The sequence below is a fragment of the Mycobacterium sp. IDR2000157661 genome (assembly GCF_022317005.1).
Classification (GTDB): domain Bacteria; phylum Actinomycetota; class Actinomycetes; order Mycobacteriales; family Mycobacteriaceae; genus Mycobacterium.
On sequence record NZ_CP081006.1, the window covers coordinates 489867 to 503105 of the forward strand.

Below are 13239 nucleotides of genomic sequence, written 5' to 3' on the forward strand. Positions count from 1 at the left end.
CGTTTACATAGGGAAGAATTCGCTTCGCTAGACTGTTCATTCAACCACAAAAACTGACATAGCGGATGATTAGTCGTCACGGTTGCCGACAAGCGGCATCCGTCGGGGCTAGCCGGTGCCCAGCGGGTCGATGGTCCACGCGATGTAGAGCATCGTGGCGCTCACGGTCGCGGTGGTCACGAAGTCGACCCCGCGACTGCGCACCGCGAGCAGTCCCGCGCGCTCGTCGCTGAGCGCCAGCCGCAACGCCGCGGCAACCCCGACGCCGATCGCCATCACGAGCGCGCCGCGGCGCCAGTAGCCGGTTACGACCAGACCGAACGCCGCGAGGAAGATCAGGCCGACCGTCCAGAACGGCCACTGCCCCGCAAAAACCTTGCGCGCGAACTCCTTAGGGGTCACGTCGTGAGTGGTCAGCTCGTCGCGTGCGCGCTCATCGCGGCCAGCGACTCCGCGCGTTCCACGACGTTGGTGAGCAGGAACGCGCGGGTCAGCGGGCCGACGCCGCCGGGGTTCGGCGACACGTGACCGGCCACCTCCCACACGCCGGGATGCACGTCGCCGACGAGCTTGCCGTTCTCGTCGCGGCTCACCCCGACGTCGACGACTGCCGCGCCGGGCTTGACCATCTCGGCGGTCACCATGTGCGGCATGCCCGCCGCGGCGACGACGATGTCGGCCTCGCGGGCCAGCTCCGGCAGGTGACGAGTCGCCGTGTGGCACAACGTCACCGTGGCGTTCTCCGAGCGCCGGGTCAGCAGCAGGCCCAGCGGTCTGCCGACGGTGACCCCGCGGCCGATGACGACGACGCGCGCGCCGGCGATCTCCACCTCGTAGCGGCGCAACAGGTGCACGATGCCCCGCGGAGTGCACGGCAGCGGGGCGGGCTCGTTGAGCACCAGCCGGCCGAGGTTCGTCGGATGGAGGCCGTCGGCGTCCTTGCCCGGGTCGACGCGCTCCAGGGCGGCGTTCTCGTTGAGGTGCTTGGGCAGCGGCAACTGGACGATGTAGCCGGTGCATTCCGGGTCGGCGTTCAGTTCGTCGATGGTCGCGTCGAGCTCGGACTGGCTGATGTCGGCGGGCAGATCGCGCCGGATCGAGTTGATGCCGACCTTCGCGCAGTCGGCGTGCTTGCCGCGCACATAGGCGTGCGAGCCGGGGTCGTCGCCGACCAACACCGTGCCCAGCCCGGGCGTGCGGCCCGCCGCCGCAGCCGAGCCGCCAAGATTGCCCTGGGTCAGCGCCGCGACGCGTTCGGTGAGGTCGACGAAGATCTCGTCGCGCGTGGCCTTGCCGTCCAATGTGATCGCACCCACGCAAAAACCTCCCGTCGCTTCGCTCGCCAGTGAAGACAGTCTGGCATGCTGCCTCCTATGAACACTCAGCCCAATGTGTTCACCCCGGCCAAGCTCGGCCCGGTGACGCTGCGCAACCGGGTCATCAAGGCCGCGACGTTCGAAGCCGCGACGCCGGACGCCCTGGTCACCGACGACCTCATCACCTATCACCGGCTACCGGCCGCGGGCGGGGTCGGGATGACGACCGTCGCCTACCTGGCGGTGTCCCCGGGCGGGCGCACCGAGGGCAAGCAGATCTGGTGGCGGCCCGAGGCGATGCCAGGACTGCGCAGGCTCACCGACACGATCCACGCCGAGGGTGCGGCCATCAGCGCCCAGATCGGTCACGCCGGGCCCGTGGCCAACGCCCGCTCGAACAAGGCCAGGGCGTACGCGCCGGTGCGCTTCTTCAACCCGCTGTCGATGCGCTTCGCGAGGAAGGCCACGCGCGAGGACATCGACGACATCATGGCCGCCCATGCGAATGCGGCGCGCTGCGCGATCGAGGCCGGCTTCGACGCCGTCGAGGTTCATCTTGGCCACAACTACTTCGCCAGCTCGTTTCTGTCCCCGCTGATCAACCGCCGCGACGACGAGTTCGGCGGCTCACTGGAGAACCGCGCGAAGGTCGCCCGCGGCACGATGATGGCGGTGCGGCGTGCGGTCGAGCGGGCGGGCGCCCCGATCGCGGTGACCGCCAAGCTCAACATGACCGACGGCGTGCGCGGCGGTATCTCGCTCGACGAGTCGCTGCAGACCGCCAGGTGGCTGGAGGAGGACGGCGGGCTCGACGCGATCGAGCTGACCGCGGGCAGCTCGCTGGTCAACCCGATGTACCTGTTCCGCGGCGACGCGCCGATCAAGCAGTTCGCCGGTGCGTTCAAACCGCCGCTGCGGTGGGGCATACGGATGACCGGCAAGAAATTCCTGCGCGAGTACCCCTACCGCGAGGCCTACCTGTTGCGCGACGCCAAGAAGTTCCGCGAGGAGCTGACGCTGCCGCTGATCCTGCTCGGCGGCGTCACCAACCGCGAGACGATGGACCTCGCGATGGCCGAGGGCTTCGACTTCGTCGCGATGGGCCGCGCGCTGCTCGCCGAACCCGACCTGATCAACCGGATCCAGGCCGACGGCGACGCGCGTTCCATCCGGTCGGTGTGCAACCACTGCAACCAGTGCATGGCCACCATCTACAGCCACACCCATTGTGTGGTGACCGGATCGCCGGGCTACCCTCCCGAGCGCCTCGGCTCGATGTAGGCCACCATCGGGTCGGCGCGAACCAGTTCGCCGTTCTCGGCGACCGCGAGTTCCTTCGCCGAGAACGTATAGGTGACGTCGTCGTTCTCGACGGTGAACACACCGTCGGCGGTCTCGACGGCGGTCGCGGACAACAGTGCGTCGTCGCTCAGCCGCACCCCGCGGTACTCGTAGCCGCCGGCCTCCCGACAGATCGCGATCAGCGCGTACTCCGTGCGGCCGAACGCAACGCTCGCCGCGGACCCGTCACAGCGCGCCGCGGTGTCGACGAACCCGCGGTCGTCGATCGAACCCGGCTGCGCGCCTGCGGTCGGCGCCAGCAACGTCGATACGGCAAGAGCTGCGGTCAACACCACCGGCGATCGAGAGACCATGAACCATGGTGACCACGAATCGACGTGTCCGGCCACGCGACTCGCCGTGCAGCGGCCCGGGTTGTCGAATCGCGGCAGCGCACCGACACGCACGCTGGAGCTTGCCGCGCGACTGACCGCGGCGCGCACCTGACCCGCAGCCGGGGCCGATACCGATAGAGTTGTCCGCCGTGAGCCGACCCGCCCCTCCCGCGTTGACCGTTCGGCATGAAGGATCGACCCGGACCTTCGCGGCGGGCAACGACGTCGTCGTCGGCCGCGACCTGCGCGCCGACATCCGGATCGCCCATCCCTTGATCTCGCGCGCGCATCTGGTGCTGCGCTTCGACCAGGGCCGCTGGGTCGCCATCGACAACGGCAGCCTCAACGGCATGTTCATAAACAACCGCCGGGTGCCCGCCGTGGACATCGCCGATGGTCAGAGCGTGAACATCGGCAATCCCGATGGCCCGCGGCTGATCTTCGAAGTCGGCCGCCACACCGGAACGGCCGGCCGCACGCCCACCATGGCGGTGCCGATTGCAGGCCAGCGTCCGGCCGCCGCGTCACGACCCGGTCCGCCGCCACACATGCCCGGCGCCCCCGGCTCGGCGCCGTACGGACCGCCGTCGGGCACCTCACGCGCTCAGCCGATGTATCCGTCCGGGCCGCCGTCGCAGCCGCGATACCAGGCCGGCAGCCCACAACCCGCGCACACCGGCGGACCGGTGGCCTACCAACCGGCACCGCCGAGCACCCCGCAGCCGGTGCGCTCACCGCAGTATGCGCAGCCCATCTCCGCGCCGGAGTTGGAGTCGGTGACCGCGATGGGACCGACCGCAGCCCCGCGTTCGAGCGACGGCAGCCTCGCGACCAGCATGCTCAAGATCCTGCGTCCGAGCAGGCCAGTCGCCAACGTGCCGGGCGCCGTCAAGATCGGCCGCGCGACCGACAACGACATCGTGGTCCCTGACGTGCTGGCCTCCCGCCACCACGCGACGCTGGTGCCGACCGCCGCCGGCACCGAGATCCGCGACAACCGCAGCATCAACGGCACCTTCGTCAACGGCACGCGCGTCGAGTCGGCGCTGCTACACGACGGCGACAACGTCACGATCGGCAACATCGACCTGGTCTTCTCGGGCGGCACGCTCATGCGCGGGACCGGGACCGAGGCCGCGACCCGCACCGGCGGACTCGAGGTGCACGGCGTCACCTGGACCATCGAGAACGACAAGACGCTGCTGGAGAACATCTCGATCGCCGCGCGGCCCGGCACGCTCACCGCCGTCATCGGTCCGTCGGGGGCGGGCAAGTCCACCTTCGCGCGGCTGGTCGCGGGCTACACCCACCCGACGACCGGCACCGTGACCTTCGAGGGTCACAACGTCCACGCCGAGTACGCCTCGCTGCGCTCCCGGATCGGCATGGTCCCGCAGGACGACGTGGTGCACGGCCAGCTCACGGTGCGGCAGGCGCTGATGTACGCCGCCGAGTTGCGGCTGCCGCCCGACACCACGAAGGCCGACCGCGAACAGGTCGTGATGCAGGTCCTCGAGGAACTCGAGATGACCAACCACCTGGAGACCCGGGTCGACAAGCTCTCCGGCGGCCAGCGCAAGCGCGCCTCGGTGGCGCTGGAGTTGCTGACCGGCCCGTCGCTGCTGATCCTCGACGAGCCGACGTCCGGCCTGGACCCGGCGCTGGATCGCCAGGTGATGACGATGTTGCGGCAGTTGGCCGATGCCGGCCGCGTCGTGCTGGTGGTCACCCACTCGCTGACCTATCTCGACGTGTGCGACGAGGTGTTACTGCTGGCGCCCGGCGGCAAGACCGCTTTCTACGGGCCGCCCAACCAGATCGGGCCGTCGATGGGCACCACCAACTGGGCTGACATCTTCAGCACGGTCGCGGGCGATCCGGATGGGGCCAACAGACGATTCCTCGACCAGAGCGGGCCGCCGCCGCCACCGCCGCCGACCGAACAGCCGTCGGAGCTCGGCAGCCCGACGAGCACGAGTGTGCGACGGCAGTTCTCCACGATCGCGCGGCGCCAGGTGCGGCTGATCGTGTCCGACCGCGGATATTTCCTCTTCCTGGCAGTGTTGCCGTTCATCATGGGCGTGCTGTCACTGTCGGTGCCCGGCGATGTCGGCTTCGGCGTGCCCGTTCCGGCCATTCAGGGCGGTGCGGCGCCCAATGAACCCGGACAAATTCTGGTGCTGCTCAACGTCGGCGCCATCTTCATGGGCACAGCGCTCACCATCCGTGCCCTCATCGGGGAACGGGCCATCTTCCGGCGCGAGCAGGCCGTCGGGTTGTCCACCACCGCATATCTACTGGCCAAAGTGTTCGTTTTCGCGATTTTCGCGTTGCTGCAGTCGGCGATCGTCGTCAGCATCAACGTGTGGGGGAAGAGCTGGGGCCCAGGGGCGGTCACCAGTGGCGCGGTGATCGGCAACCGGACGCTGGAACTGTATGTCGATGTCGCCGCCTGCTGTGTGGCAGCGGCGATGACCGGCCTGGCGCTGTCGGCGCTGGCCAAGTCGAACGAGCAGATCATGCCGTTGCTGGTGATCGCGATCATGTCGCAGTTGGTGTTCCAGGGCGGCATGATCCCGGTGACCGGGCGGGTGGTGCTCGACCAGTTGTCGTGGATCACGCCGGCCCGGTGGGGATTCGCCGCCACTGCGTCGACCATCGACCTGATCAGGCTCGTCCCGGGCCCCCTCACTCCCCAGGACTCGCATTGGAGGCACACGCCGAGTGCCTGGCTGTTCAACATGGGCATGCTCTTCGCGATCTGTGTCGGTTACCTGAGCTTCGTTCGGTGGAAGATCCGACTGAAGGGCGGCTGACATCGTTTGAGCCGTCGCCCCCTCACTGCCCGAGGATCACCAGACCGTGGGCGGCGGCGTAAGCCATCGCCTGGTCGACGTCGACCTTGGCGCCGCGCACCTTGGCGGTGGTCCACAACGTCGGATCGACGCGCGCACCCCGCAGGTCGGCCTCTTCCAGTCGGGCGTTCTGCACGCGGGCGCCGCCCAGGTCCGCGCCGCGCAGCACCGCCTTGCGCAGATCGGCGTCGACCAGACCGGCTTCACGCAGCCGACAGCCCGCGAGGTCGACGCCGCGCAGGTCGCACCCGCCGAGAACCGCGAGCGTCAGATCGACCTCGACCAACGTCAGCGGCCGAAGCCGAGTGTCGGTCAGCACCGAGCCGAGCAGGCTGCATTGCCGGAAAGTGCTGTGCTGCAGTGTCGCTCGTTGGAAGCTGCAATTGCGGAACGCCGAGCCGACATGGTCGGACTCGCTGAGGTCCACACCGCGGAAGTCGCACTCGTCGAACACCGCCCGTTCGGTGCGCAGCCTGCTGAGATCCTCGTCTCGGAAATCATGTCCGACGAACTCTCGGTTGGTCCAGCAGTCCTCCCGCGCCGCCATCGCAGGGTCAGCCGGGCAGCGAGGCGAGGACGTCGAGCGCGTACTCGGTGACCGCGATCAGCGCGGCCTTCGCCGACTGGCGGTCGCGGGCGTCGACGCTGATCACCGGGATGCGCTCGGACAGTGCCAGTGCCGTGCGCACCGCGGCGACGGGATGGGTTGGCGCTCCGTCGAACTGATTTATCGCGACCAGGAACGGCAGGTTGCGCGCCTCGAAGAAGTCCACCGCGGCGAAGCTGTCCTGCAGCCGGCGGACGTCGACGAGAATGATCGCGCCGATCGCTCCGCGGATGAGGTCGTCCCACATGAACCAGAACCGCCGCTGGCCGGGCGTGCCGAACAGGTAGAGCACCAGGTCGTCGTCGAGGGTGATGCGGCCGAAGTCCATGGCCACCGTGGTGGTGTTCTTCTTCGGTGTGGCCTCGAGCATGTCGACGCCTGCGGAGGCGTTGGTCACGAGGGCCTCCGTGCGCAACGGCATGATCTCGGAGACGGCGCCGACGAACGTCGTCTTGCCTGCGCCGAATCCGCCGGAGACGACGATCTTCGCCGCGGATGAGCGCTCGCGCGAAGACCCTGTGACAGATGAGCGCTCGTGCGAAGACCCTGTGACAGATGAGCGCTCGCGCGAAGACCCTGTGACAGATGAGCGCTCGCGCGCTCGGTGCTCCTCATAGTGCCCTGAGGCCACGCAGCGTCCTTCCTATCAGTTCGCGTCGTTCGTCGGTGGTGGCCGAATCACCCAGTGTGCTGCGCACCGCAAGGTGACCCTGCGCCACCAGATCCCCGATCAGCACCCGCGCCACGCCGAGCGGCAGCGACAACCCGGCGGCGACCTCAGCGACCGACGGGTGGTCGACGCACATCGCCAGGATCTGACTGCGCACATCGCCGCCCGGCCACCGTGGCGGCTTCTCGGCGTTCACCGTCTCGATCGGTGCCTCCAGCGGCAGGTAGACCCGCGAATCGGTGCGTCCCGCCGTCAGGATGTAGGGCCGGACCAGGCTTGGCTCGTCGGCGTTATCGCGTTCCCGCAGCGGTGCTCCGCTCGCCCCCTCCCTACCCTCGGCATCCTCCATAGGCCACTCACGAGTGCTGGGGCGCGCGCCGTCGCGCCGACTGGACGACAGTGCCCACACGCTCCACCAGGATCGCCATCTCGTAGCCGATCTGGCCGATGTCGCAGTTGCGTGTCGCCAGGGTCGCCAGGTTCGAGCCGTCGCCCACGCGCATCAGCAGTAGGTATCCGTTCTCCATCTCGACGACCGACTGCAGCACGTGGCCGCCGTCGAACAGCTGCGCCGCCCCCGTCGACAGGCTGGCCAGCCCGGAGGCGACGGCGGCGAGCTGGTCGGCACGCTCGGTGGGGATGTGCTCGCTGGCCGCCATCAGCAGGCCGTCGGCGGACACCAGCACGGCATGCGACACCCCCGAGACCTCGCGGGCGAACCGGGAAACGAGCCAGTCGAGCGAATCACGCTGTGTAGAACGCGGAGCCGCCCCGGCGGCGACATCGGGTCGCGGAGCCGCCCCGGCGGCGACATCGGGTCGCGGAGCCGCCCCGGCGGCGACATCCGGTCGCGGAGCCGCCCCGGCGGCGACATCCGGTCGCGGCGGGTAGGTCATTCGTGTTCCAGTCCTCTGGTCTCTCGGGCATGCGAGCGGCCGGCATGCACTCCGCCGAAATGGCTGGTCATGCTGGCGCGCACGGCTTCGGGGTCACGCTGCAGAGGTGCTCCCTCGCCGGCGGCGAAGGCCCCCGGCCCAGCGTCGAACTCAGCCGCCGATGCTACCGCGTCGTCGTCCTGCGCGCCGCGGTGCGCGCCGCCGTTGCGGTGCTGCTCGTCGTGGGCGCCGGCGTCCACCGTTCCCGGAACCAGCCGGGCACCGGGCTCACGCACCGGCAGGCCCTCGTCGGTGTGCCGGGTCACCGGTGCCTCGTCGGCCGCCGCCGCGGCCGACCATCCGCGGTCCCACACCGACTCCCAGTTCAGGTCTTCGCTGTCGGCCAGTTCCGTGGGATCGACCAGCCACTCGGACAGCATCTTCTGGTAGATCGCGTCGTCCGAGCCGGCCGTGTCACTGGCGGTGTGAGAGGCGCTGGACGGCGCCGGCGATGGGGGCGGACCGCCGTCGGCCGCCGCCTGCGCCCGCGCCGCAAAGAAGCCGGAGGTGTCGGTGGGCCGTGCAGTGACCGGCGGTTCGGGCGCCGGCTCGTCGACCGTCTGCACTGGGATGGAGTCGGCGGGCCACTCCTCCTCGTGGACTTCCGGCTCCGGTGCCGGCTGGGCCCCCGCGTTCGGGACCTCGGATATACCGCTGGCACCGGGATCGCGCTGCGGCAGCAGCGACACGGACAGGTCGGCGTGACCGTTGAGGTATTCGGGATCGTCGTAGTAGACGTCCTCGTCTTGGAGGTCGTCTTCGAAGCGGTCTTCATCGAGCGCCAGCGCCGTCGCGATCCCGGCGTGCGCGTCGGCGGGCACGGCGTACTCCGGATCGCCGAACTGGTCCGGCTCGCCGTCGCGGCTGAGCAATTCGGTGGGTACGTACACCCCGGCGGTGGTGCCCGAGTTCGGTTCACCCGCAACGGTACTGCGCAGCCGAACCACCAGTCCGTGCTGGGCGGCGAGCCGACCGACCACGAACAGTCCCATGTGCCGCGCGGTATACGGATTCACCTCACCGCCGGACTGCAGGCGGGTGTTGGCCACCCGCAGATCCGAGTCGGTCATGCCGAGTCCGATGTCGCTGACCTCGATGACCAGCCCGCCGTTGCCGGTGTGCACCGCCGACACCCGCACTTGCGAGATCGGCGGCGAGTAGCGCAGCGCGTTGTCGAGCAACTCTGCCAGCAGGTGCACCAGGTCACCGGCGACGGAACCGGACACCTCGCTGTCGGGCACCGTAGCGGTGACCACCCGGGTGTAGTCCTCGACCTCGGAGGCCGCCGCGTTGATGACCGCCGACACCGGCACCGGTTGATTTCGCTCCTCACGCGCGCGGGGCTCGGTCTGTTCCCGAGGCATCTTCGCGCCCGCCAGGACCAGCAGGTTGGCGCCGTTGCGCCGCATGCGGGCAGCCAGGTGATCGAGCCGGAACAGGCTTTCGAGCCGCTCGGGGTCCTGCTCGTTGCGTTCCAGCCGGTCGATGAGCGACAGCTGCTGGTCGACCAGCGACCGGCTGCGACGGGACAGCGTCTCGAACATGTCGCCGATCTGCATCTGCAACCGGGACTGCTCGGCGGCCAGTAGCACGGCTTGTTCGTGCAACTCGTCGACGGCGTGCGCGACCTGTCCCACCTCCTCGGAGGTGTACACCGGGATGGGGTCGATCGGCTCGGCATCACCGCCGGCCCTGACGTGCTCGATCTCGCGCGTTAAGTCATCATGGGCCACCTTCAGGGCGCTGTCACGCAGCCGGCGCAGCGGTCGCACGAGCGAGCGCGCCACCAGGATGACGATCAGCAGCGCGAGCAGGATCGTCGCCGCGACGACGACCGCGTCGCGGATCACGTCCGCGCGCGCCGCGGCAGCGCGGTCGTCGACGGCGGAGATGACCGACGAGGAGGTGCGGTCGATGACCTGCCGCGCGATCTGGTCGGTCGCGTTGACCGACGCCAACAACTCCGGATTGTTGACCAGCGGGACGGCGGGGTCGGTCATGAGAGCCATCCGCTTGACGAACTCCGCCTGCAACCGCTGTGCATCGGGTGAGCCGACACCGAGCGCCTGGCTCAGCCCGAACAGCGTCGAGGGCTCGGTGCCGGCCAGGGCGATCATCGACGTGCGCAGTTCGGGCTCCGGGAGTTCGCCGCCGCGCAGAATGGCGAGCCGCTGCATGGTCATCTGGCCGCGTACACCGATCGCCCGGGACAGCCCGAGGGCCTCGGAACGGATGCGCTCGTCGTCGACCCGGACCGAACCGGTGACGGCATCCTCGGCGGGCAGCAGCAACAGCGCATATGACTGGACGGCATCGCGCAGACCGATGCTGTTGGCGGTGAGCTGGTCCATCAGACCCCTGGCCGCCGTCGATCATGGTGGTGACCACCCGGCGGACGTCCGGTGCGACGTCGGTGTCCCCGAGTCGGCGCTGCAGTGCCTGCTTGTTGTTGTCGAAGTTCGTCAACGCCGTCTGCGCGTCGCCACCGGTCGAGGTCGCCAGCATCGCCCCTTCCAGGGACGCCATGTAACTCTCGATCGCGGGGACCATTTCGGCGCGGTCGGCGGCCAGGCGCAATTCGGATTCCTCGGTCACGCTGCCGTAGATGCGCAGCCCGCCGAATGTTCCGGCCAGAATCAGTGGCACCAATACGATGGCGAAGACTTTCCAGCGGACCGCCCAATTGGACAGTGCCCACCGCGACGGCCGCTTCGCCGGCTTGGCCGCATTCTGATCGAAATCGACGACCGTGCCGTCGGCCTGCCTGGGCCGGGCGAACGCGCTCATGGACGCACACCCGCGCGATCGGCCGGTTGTCCGCAATTCAGTACTGGCGCGTTCTTCATAAGGCTTCCTGCTCATTTCGCCGCTGCGGGGCGGGCGCGTTCTGCGCCTGGCAATTGATCGAGTATGCCAGCGATGTTCAGCCGATTCCATAATTCTTACTGAACAGACAGAGTTCGCGATTCGTCGCCGCCACCGCGGAATTGGTGACAGAGCAAATGCCGGTAGTTCGGCAGACTACGCGGGCCGCAGGAGCGCGACGAGGAACTCGGCGCCATCGCCGAACGGTCGCAGATCCCAGGAAGACAACAGCAGGTCGGGCGTGAAACCGGCATCGGCGGCGTCGTCGAGGAAATCACCGAACTCGTAGTCACGACCGGCACCGAACCCGATCACCGCCCGCCCGTCGGCTTCGAGATGGGCGCGTAGCCGGCGCAGCACCTCGACCCGGGTGCTCGGTGCGAGGAAGGTCATGACGTTGCCCGCCGACACGATCACGTCGAACGGTTCGGCGATGCCGCGGGCCGGCAGGTCGAGCTCGGCGAGGTCACCGATGAGCCAGCGGGGGCCGGGATGGTCCTGCTCGGCCGCGGCGATGAGGACCGGGTCGACGTCGACGCCGACCACGCGGTGACCGGCCGCGGCCAGGAACCCGCCCACCCGACCGGGACCGCAGCCCGCGTCGAGGATGTGCGCGCTGCGGGGCGCCATCGCGTCGACGAGGCGAGCCTCGCCGACCAGGTCGTCACCGGCGCGCGCCATGGCGCGGAACCGCTCGACATACCATTGCGAATGTCCAGGATCGGCCGTGACCTTCTGCATCCAAATGCTCTGCTCGACCATGCGAGCAGTATCGCAAGCGCGTTGCCAAGCACTCCCACGCCGAGGGATCGAACTGTGTTCAAGCTGATGTTCTACTCACCGCGCATCGCACCCAATACCGGTAACGCGATTCGCATGGTCGCGGCCACCGGGTGTGAGTTGCATCTGGTCGAGCCGCTGGGGTTCGACCTATCGGAGCCCAAGCTGCGCCGCGCCGGCCTGGACTACCACGATCTGGCCTCGGTGACCGTGCACCCCGACCTGCCCGCGGCATGGCAGGCACTGACGCCCAGCCGGGTCTACGCGTTCACCGCCCACGCGACGACATCGTTCGCCGACGTCGGGTACCAACCGGGCGACGTGATGCTGTTCGGCCCCGAACCCACTGGGTTGTCGGCCGAGATTCTGACCGATCCGCGCATCACCGACCAGCTGCGCATCCCGATGCTGGCCGGCCGCCGGTCGTTGAACTTGTCGAACGCCGCCGCGGTCGTGGTGTACGAGGCGTGGCGCCAGCACGGCTTCGCGGGATCCGGGTGATCGTCACCTAGAACGAGTTGAAGTGAGCGATCTGTTCGACGGGCAGCCGCTTGGCGGGACGGAAGTCGGTGCCTTTGGTGTAGGCGATGGGAAACAGCCCGCCCTGCCGGTACTCGTCGAACGGGATGCCCACCACGTCGGCGGCGAGCTTTTCGCCTTTGCCGATCAGATGCAGCGTGGTCCACGCCGAACCGAGGCCGCGGGACCGCAACGCCAGCATGAAACTCCACACCGCCGGTAGCAGCGAACCCCAGAAGCCGGCGCTTCCGGCCACGGCGACCTCGGGGCTGCCCTCGAGGCAGGGAATCAACATCACCGGCACTTCGTGCAGGTGATCGTTGAGGTACTTGGCGGAGTCGGTGACGCGGGGCCGTTGCTCGTCGCGTACGTCGCCGTAGGTGGGCTTGGGTGCATCGAGGTACGGCGTCGCGTTGTGCCGGTAGATGTCGGCCAGCGCCTTCTTCTTGTCCGGATCGTCGACGAAGACCCACCGCCAGCCCTGTGCATTGGACCCCGTCGGGGCCTGTATCGCGAGCTCGAGGCACTCCATCAGCACCTCACGCGGCACGGGCTTGTCGAGGTCCAGTCGCTTGCGTACCGAACGCGTGGTGGTGAGGACTTCGTCGGCGGACAAGTTCAAGGTCATGCCGCGAGACTACGTCGCCCACTGCGGCCGACCGTCATCGGCAACAGTAGGGCCGCCGGACGAATGCCGGAATTCGAATTTCGCCAAGAAGAACTGGTGGGGACCGTTGCTGAGATCGAACTCAGCAAGCTTAGTCAAACGACCGCGACATTGGAGCGAGAGTCATACACGAGGCGTTCAAGCTTCATTTCGGTCGCCAAGAATGAAAAATGCTAAATGTCTGTGCAGTTTGCTGTACATGCATATTTCGGGGTATGCCGAAGAACCAGCAAGGGTGCCTGTCCCACAAACGAAACCTCGGCTGCAGTGAGGGAAAAGTCCATGTTCGAAAAGTCCGAAACTAACTACCGTCTGCGTTAATTTAGTTCCACATCATTGCCTGAAGTGC

General features: G+C 68.3%; 12 protein-coding genes and 1 pseudogene. 3 read left to right on the top strand and 10 right to left on the bottom strand.

The window, feature by feature from the left end; genetic code table 11:
• Positions 1 to 108: 108 nt before the first annotated feature.
• Positions 109 to 339, bottom strand: coding sequence for a DUF3017 domain-containing protein (locus K3G64_RS03225; RefSeq protein ID WP_370647159.1), 231 nt, complete (start codon positions 337 to 339; stop codon positions 109 to 111).
• 74 nt (positions 340 to 413) lie between these two features.
• Positions 414 to 1316 (bottom strand): bifunctional methylenetetrahydrofolate dehydrogenase/methenyltetrahydrofolate cyclohydrolase, encoded by a 903-nt coding sequence (locus tag K3G64_RS03230; RefSeq protein WP_238888951.1) that lies wholly within the window; start codon positions 1314 to 1316, stop codon positions 414 to 416.
• A 57-nt stretch (positions 1317 to 1373) separates the two neighbouring features.
• On the opposite strand from K3G64_RS03230, the gene K3G64_RS03235 reads away from it, so the two are divergent.
• Entirely contained in the window at positions 1374 to 2597 is a 1224-nt protein-coding gene (locus tag K3G64_RS03235) for an NADH:flavin oxidoreductase (RefSeq protein ID WP_238888952.1), read from the top strand.
• Here K3G64_RS03235 and K3G64_RS03240 read toward each other — a convergent pair.
• Positions 2567 to 2971, bottom strand: a complete 405-nt coding sequence (locus K3G64_RS03240) for a hypothetical protein (RefSeq protein WP_238888953.1) — start codon at positions 2969 to 2971, stop codon at positions 2567 to 2569. The genes K3G64_RS03235 and K3G64_RS03240 overlap by 31 nt on opposite strands.
• Before the next feature lie 170 nt (positions 2972 to 3141).
• Here K3G64_RS03240 and K3G64_RS03245 point away from each other — a divergent pair, with 170 nt between their 5' ends.
• The gene (locus K3G64_RS03245) at positions 3142 to 5808 is read left to right on the top strand and encodes an FHA domain-containing protein (protein ID WP_238888954.1); all 2667 of its coding nucleotides are present in this window, start codon (positions 3142 to 3144) and stop codon (positions 5806 to 5808) included.
• 22 nt (positions 5809 to 5830) lie between these two features.
• Here the strand turns inward: K3G64_RS03245 and K3G64_RS03250 are convergent, their stop codons facing one another.
• The 6 genes and pseudogenes from K3G64_RS03250 to K3G64_RS03275 all read right to left on the bottom strand — a co-directional run bounded on the left by K3G64_RS03250 (position 5831) and on the right by K3G64_RS03275 (position 11686).
• Positions 5831 to 6394: a pentapeptide repeat-containing protein gene (locus K3G64_RS03250; RefSeq protein ID WP_238888955.1), complete on the bottom strand. Its 564-nt coding sequence runs from the start codon at positions 6392 to 6394 to the stop codon at positions 5831 to 5833.
• A 7-nt stretch (positions 6395 to 6401) separates the two neighbouring features.
• On the bottom strand, positions 6402 to 6938 hold the full coding sequence (locus K3G64_RS03255; protein ID WP_238950381.1) for a GTP-binding protein: 537 nt from the start codon (positions 6936 to 6938) through the stop codon (positions 6402 to 6404).
• Between the two features lie 127 nt (positions 6939 to 7065).
• The gene (locus K3G64_RS03260; RefSeq protein ID WP_238888957.1) at positions 7066 to 7473 is read right to left on the bottom strand and encodes a DUF742 domain-containing protein; all 408 of its coding nucleotides are present in this window, start codon (positions 7471 to 7473) and stop codon (positions 7066 to 7068) included.
• Between the two features lie 7 nt (positions 7474 to 7480).
• Positions 7481 to 7822, bottom strand: coding sequence for a roadblock/LC7 domain-containing protein (locus tag K3G64_RS03265; protein WP_238950382.1), 342 nt, complete (start codon positions 7820 to 7822; stop codon positions 7481 to 7483).
• 194 nt (positions 7823 to 8016) lie between these two features.
• A pseudogene (locus K3G64_RS03270) lies at positions 8017 to 10846 on the bottom strand (ATP-binding protein).
• Positions 10847 to 11080: 234 nt separating this feature from the next.
• The gene (locus K3G64_RS03275) at positions 11081 to 11686 is read right to left on the bottom strand and encodes a class I SAM-dependent methyltransferase (protein ID WP_238888959.1); all 606 of its coding nucleotides are present in this window, start codon (positions 11684 to 11686) and stop codon (positions 11081 to 11083) included.
• A gap of 54 nt (positions 11687 to 11740) precedes the next feature.
• On the opposite strand from K3G64_RS03275, the gene K3G64_RS03280 reads away from it, so the two are divergent.
• A complete protein-coding gene (locus K3G64_RS03280) occupies positions 11741 to 12205 on the top strand; it encodes a tRNA (cytidine(34)-2'-O)-methyltransferase (protein WP_238888960.1) in 465 nt (154 codons plus the stop codon).
• Positions 12206 to 12212: 7 nt separating this feature from the next.
• Here the strand turns inward: K3G64_RS03280 and K3G64_RS03285 are convergent, their stop codons facing one another.
• Positions 12213 to 12851 carry a nitroreductase family protein gene (locus tag K3G64_RS03285; RefSeq protein WP_238888961.1) on the bottom strand — a complete coding sequence of 213 codons (639 nt, stop codon included), beginning with the start codon at positions 12849 to 12851 and terminating at the stop codon, positions 12213 to 12215.
• Between the last annotated feature and the right edge of the window lie 388 nt (positions 12852 to 13239).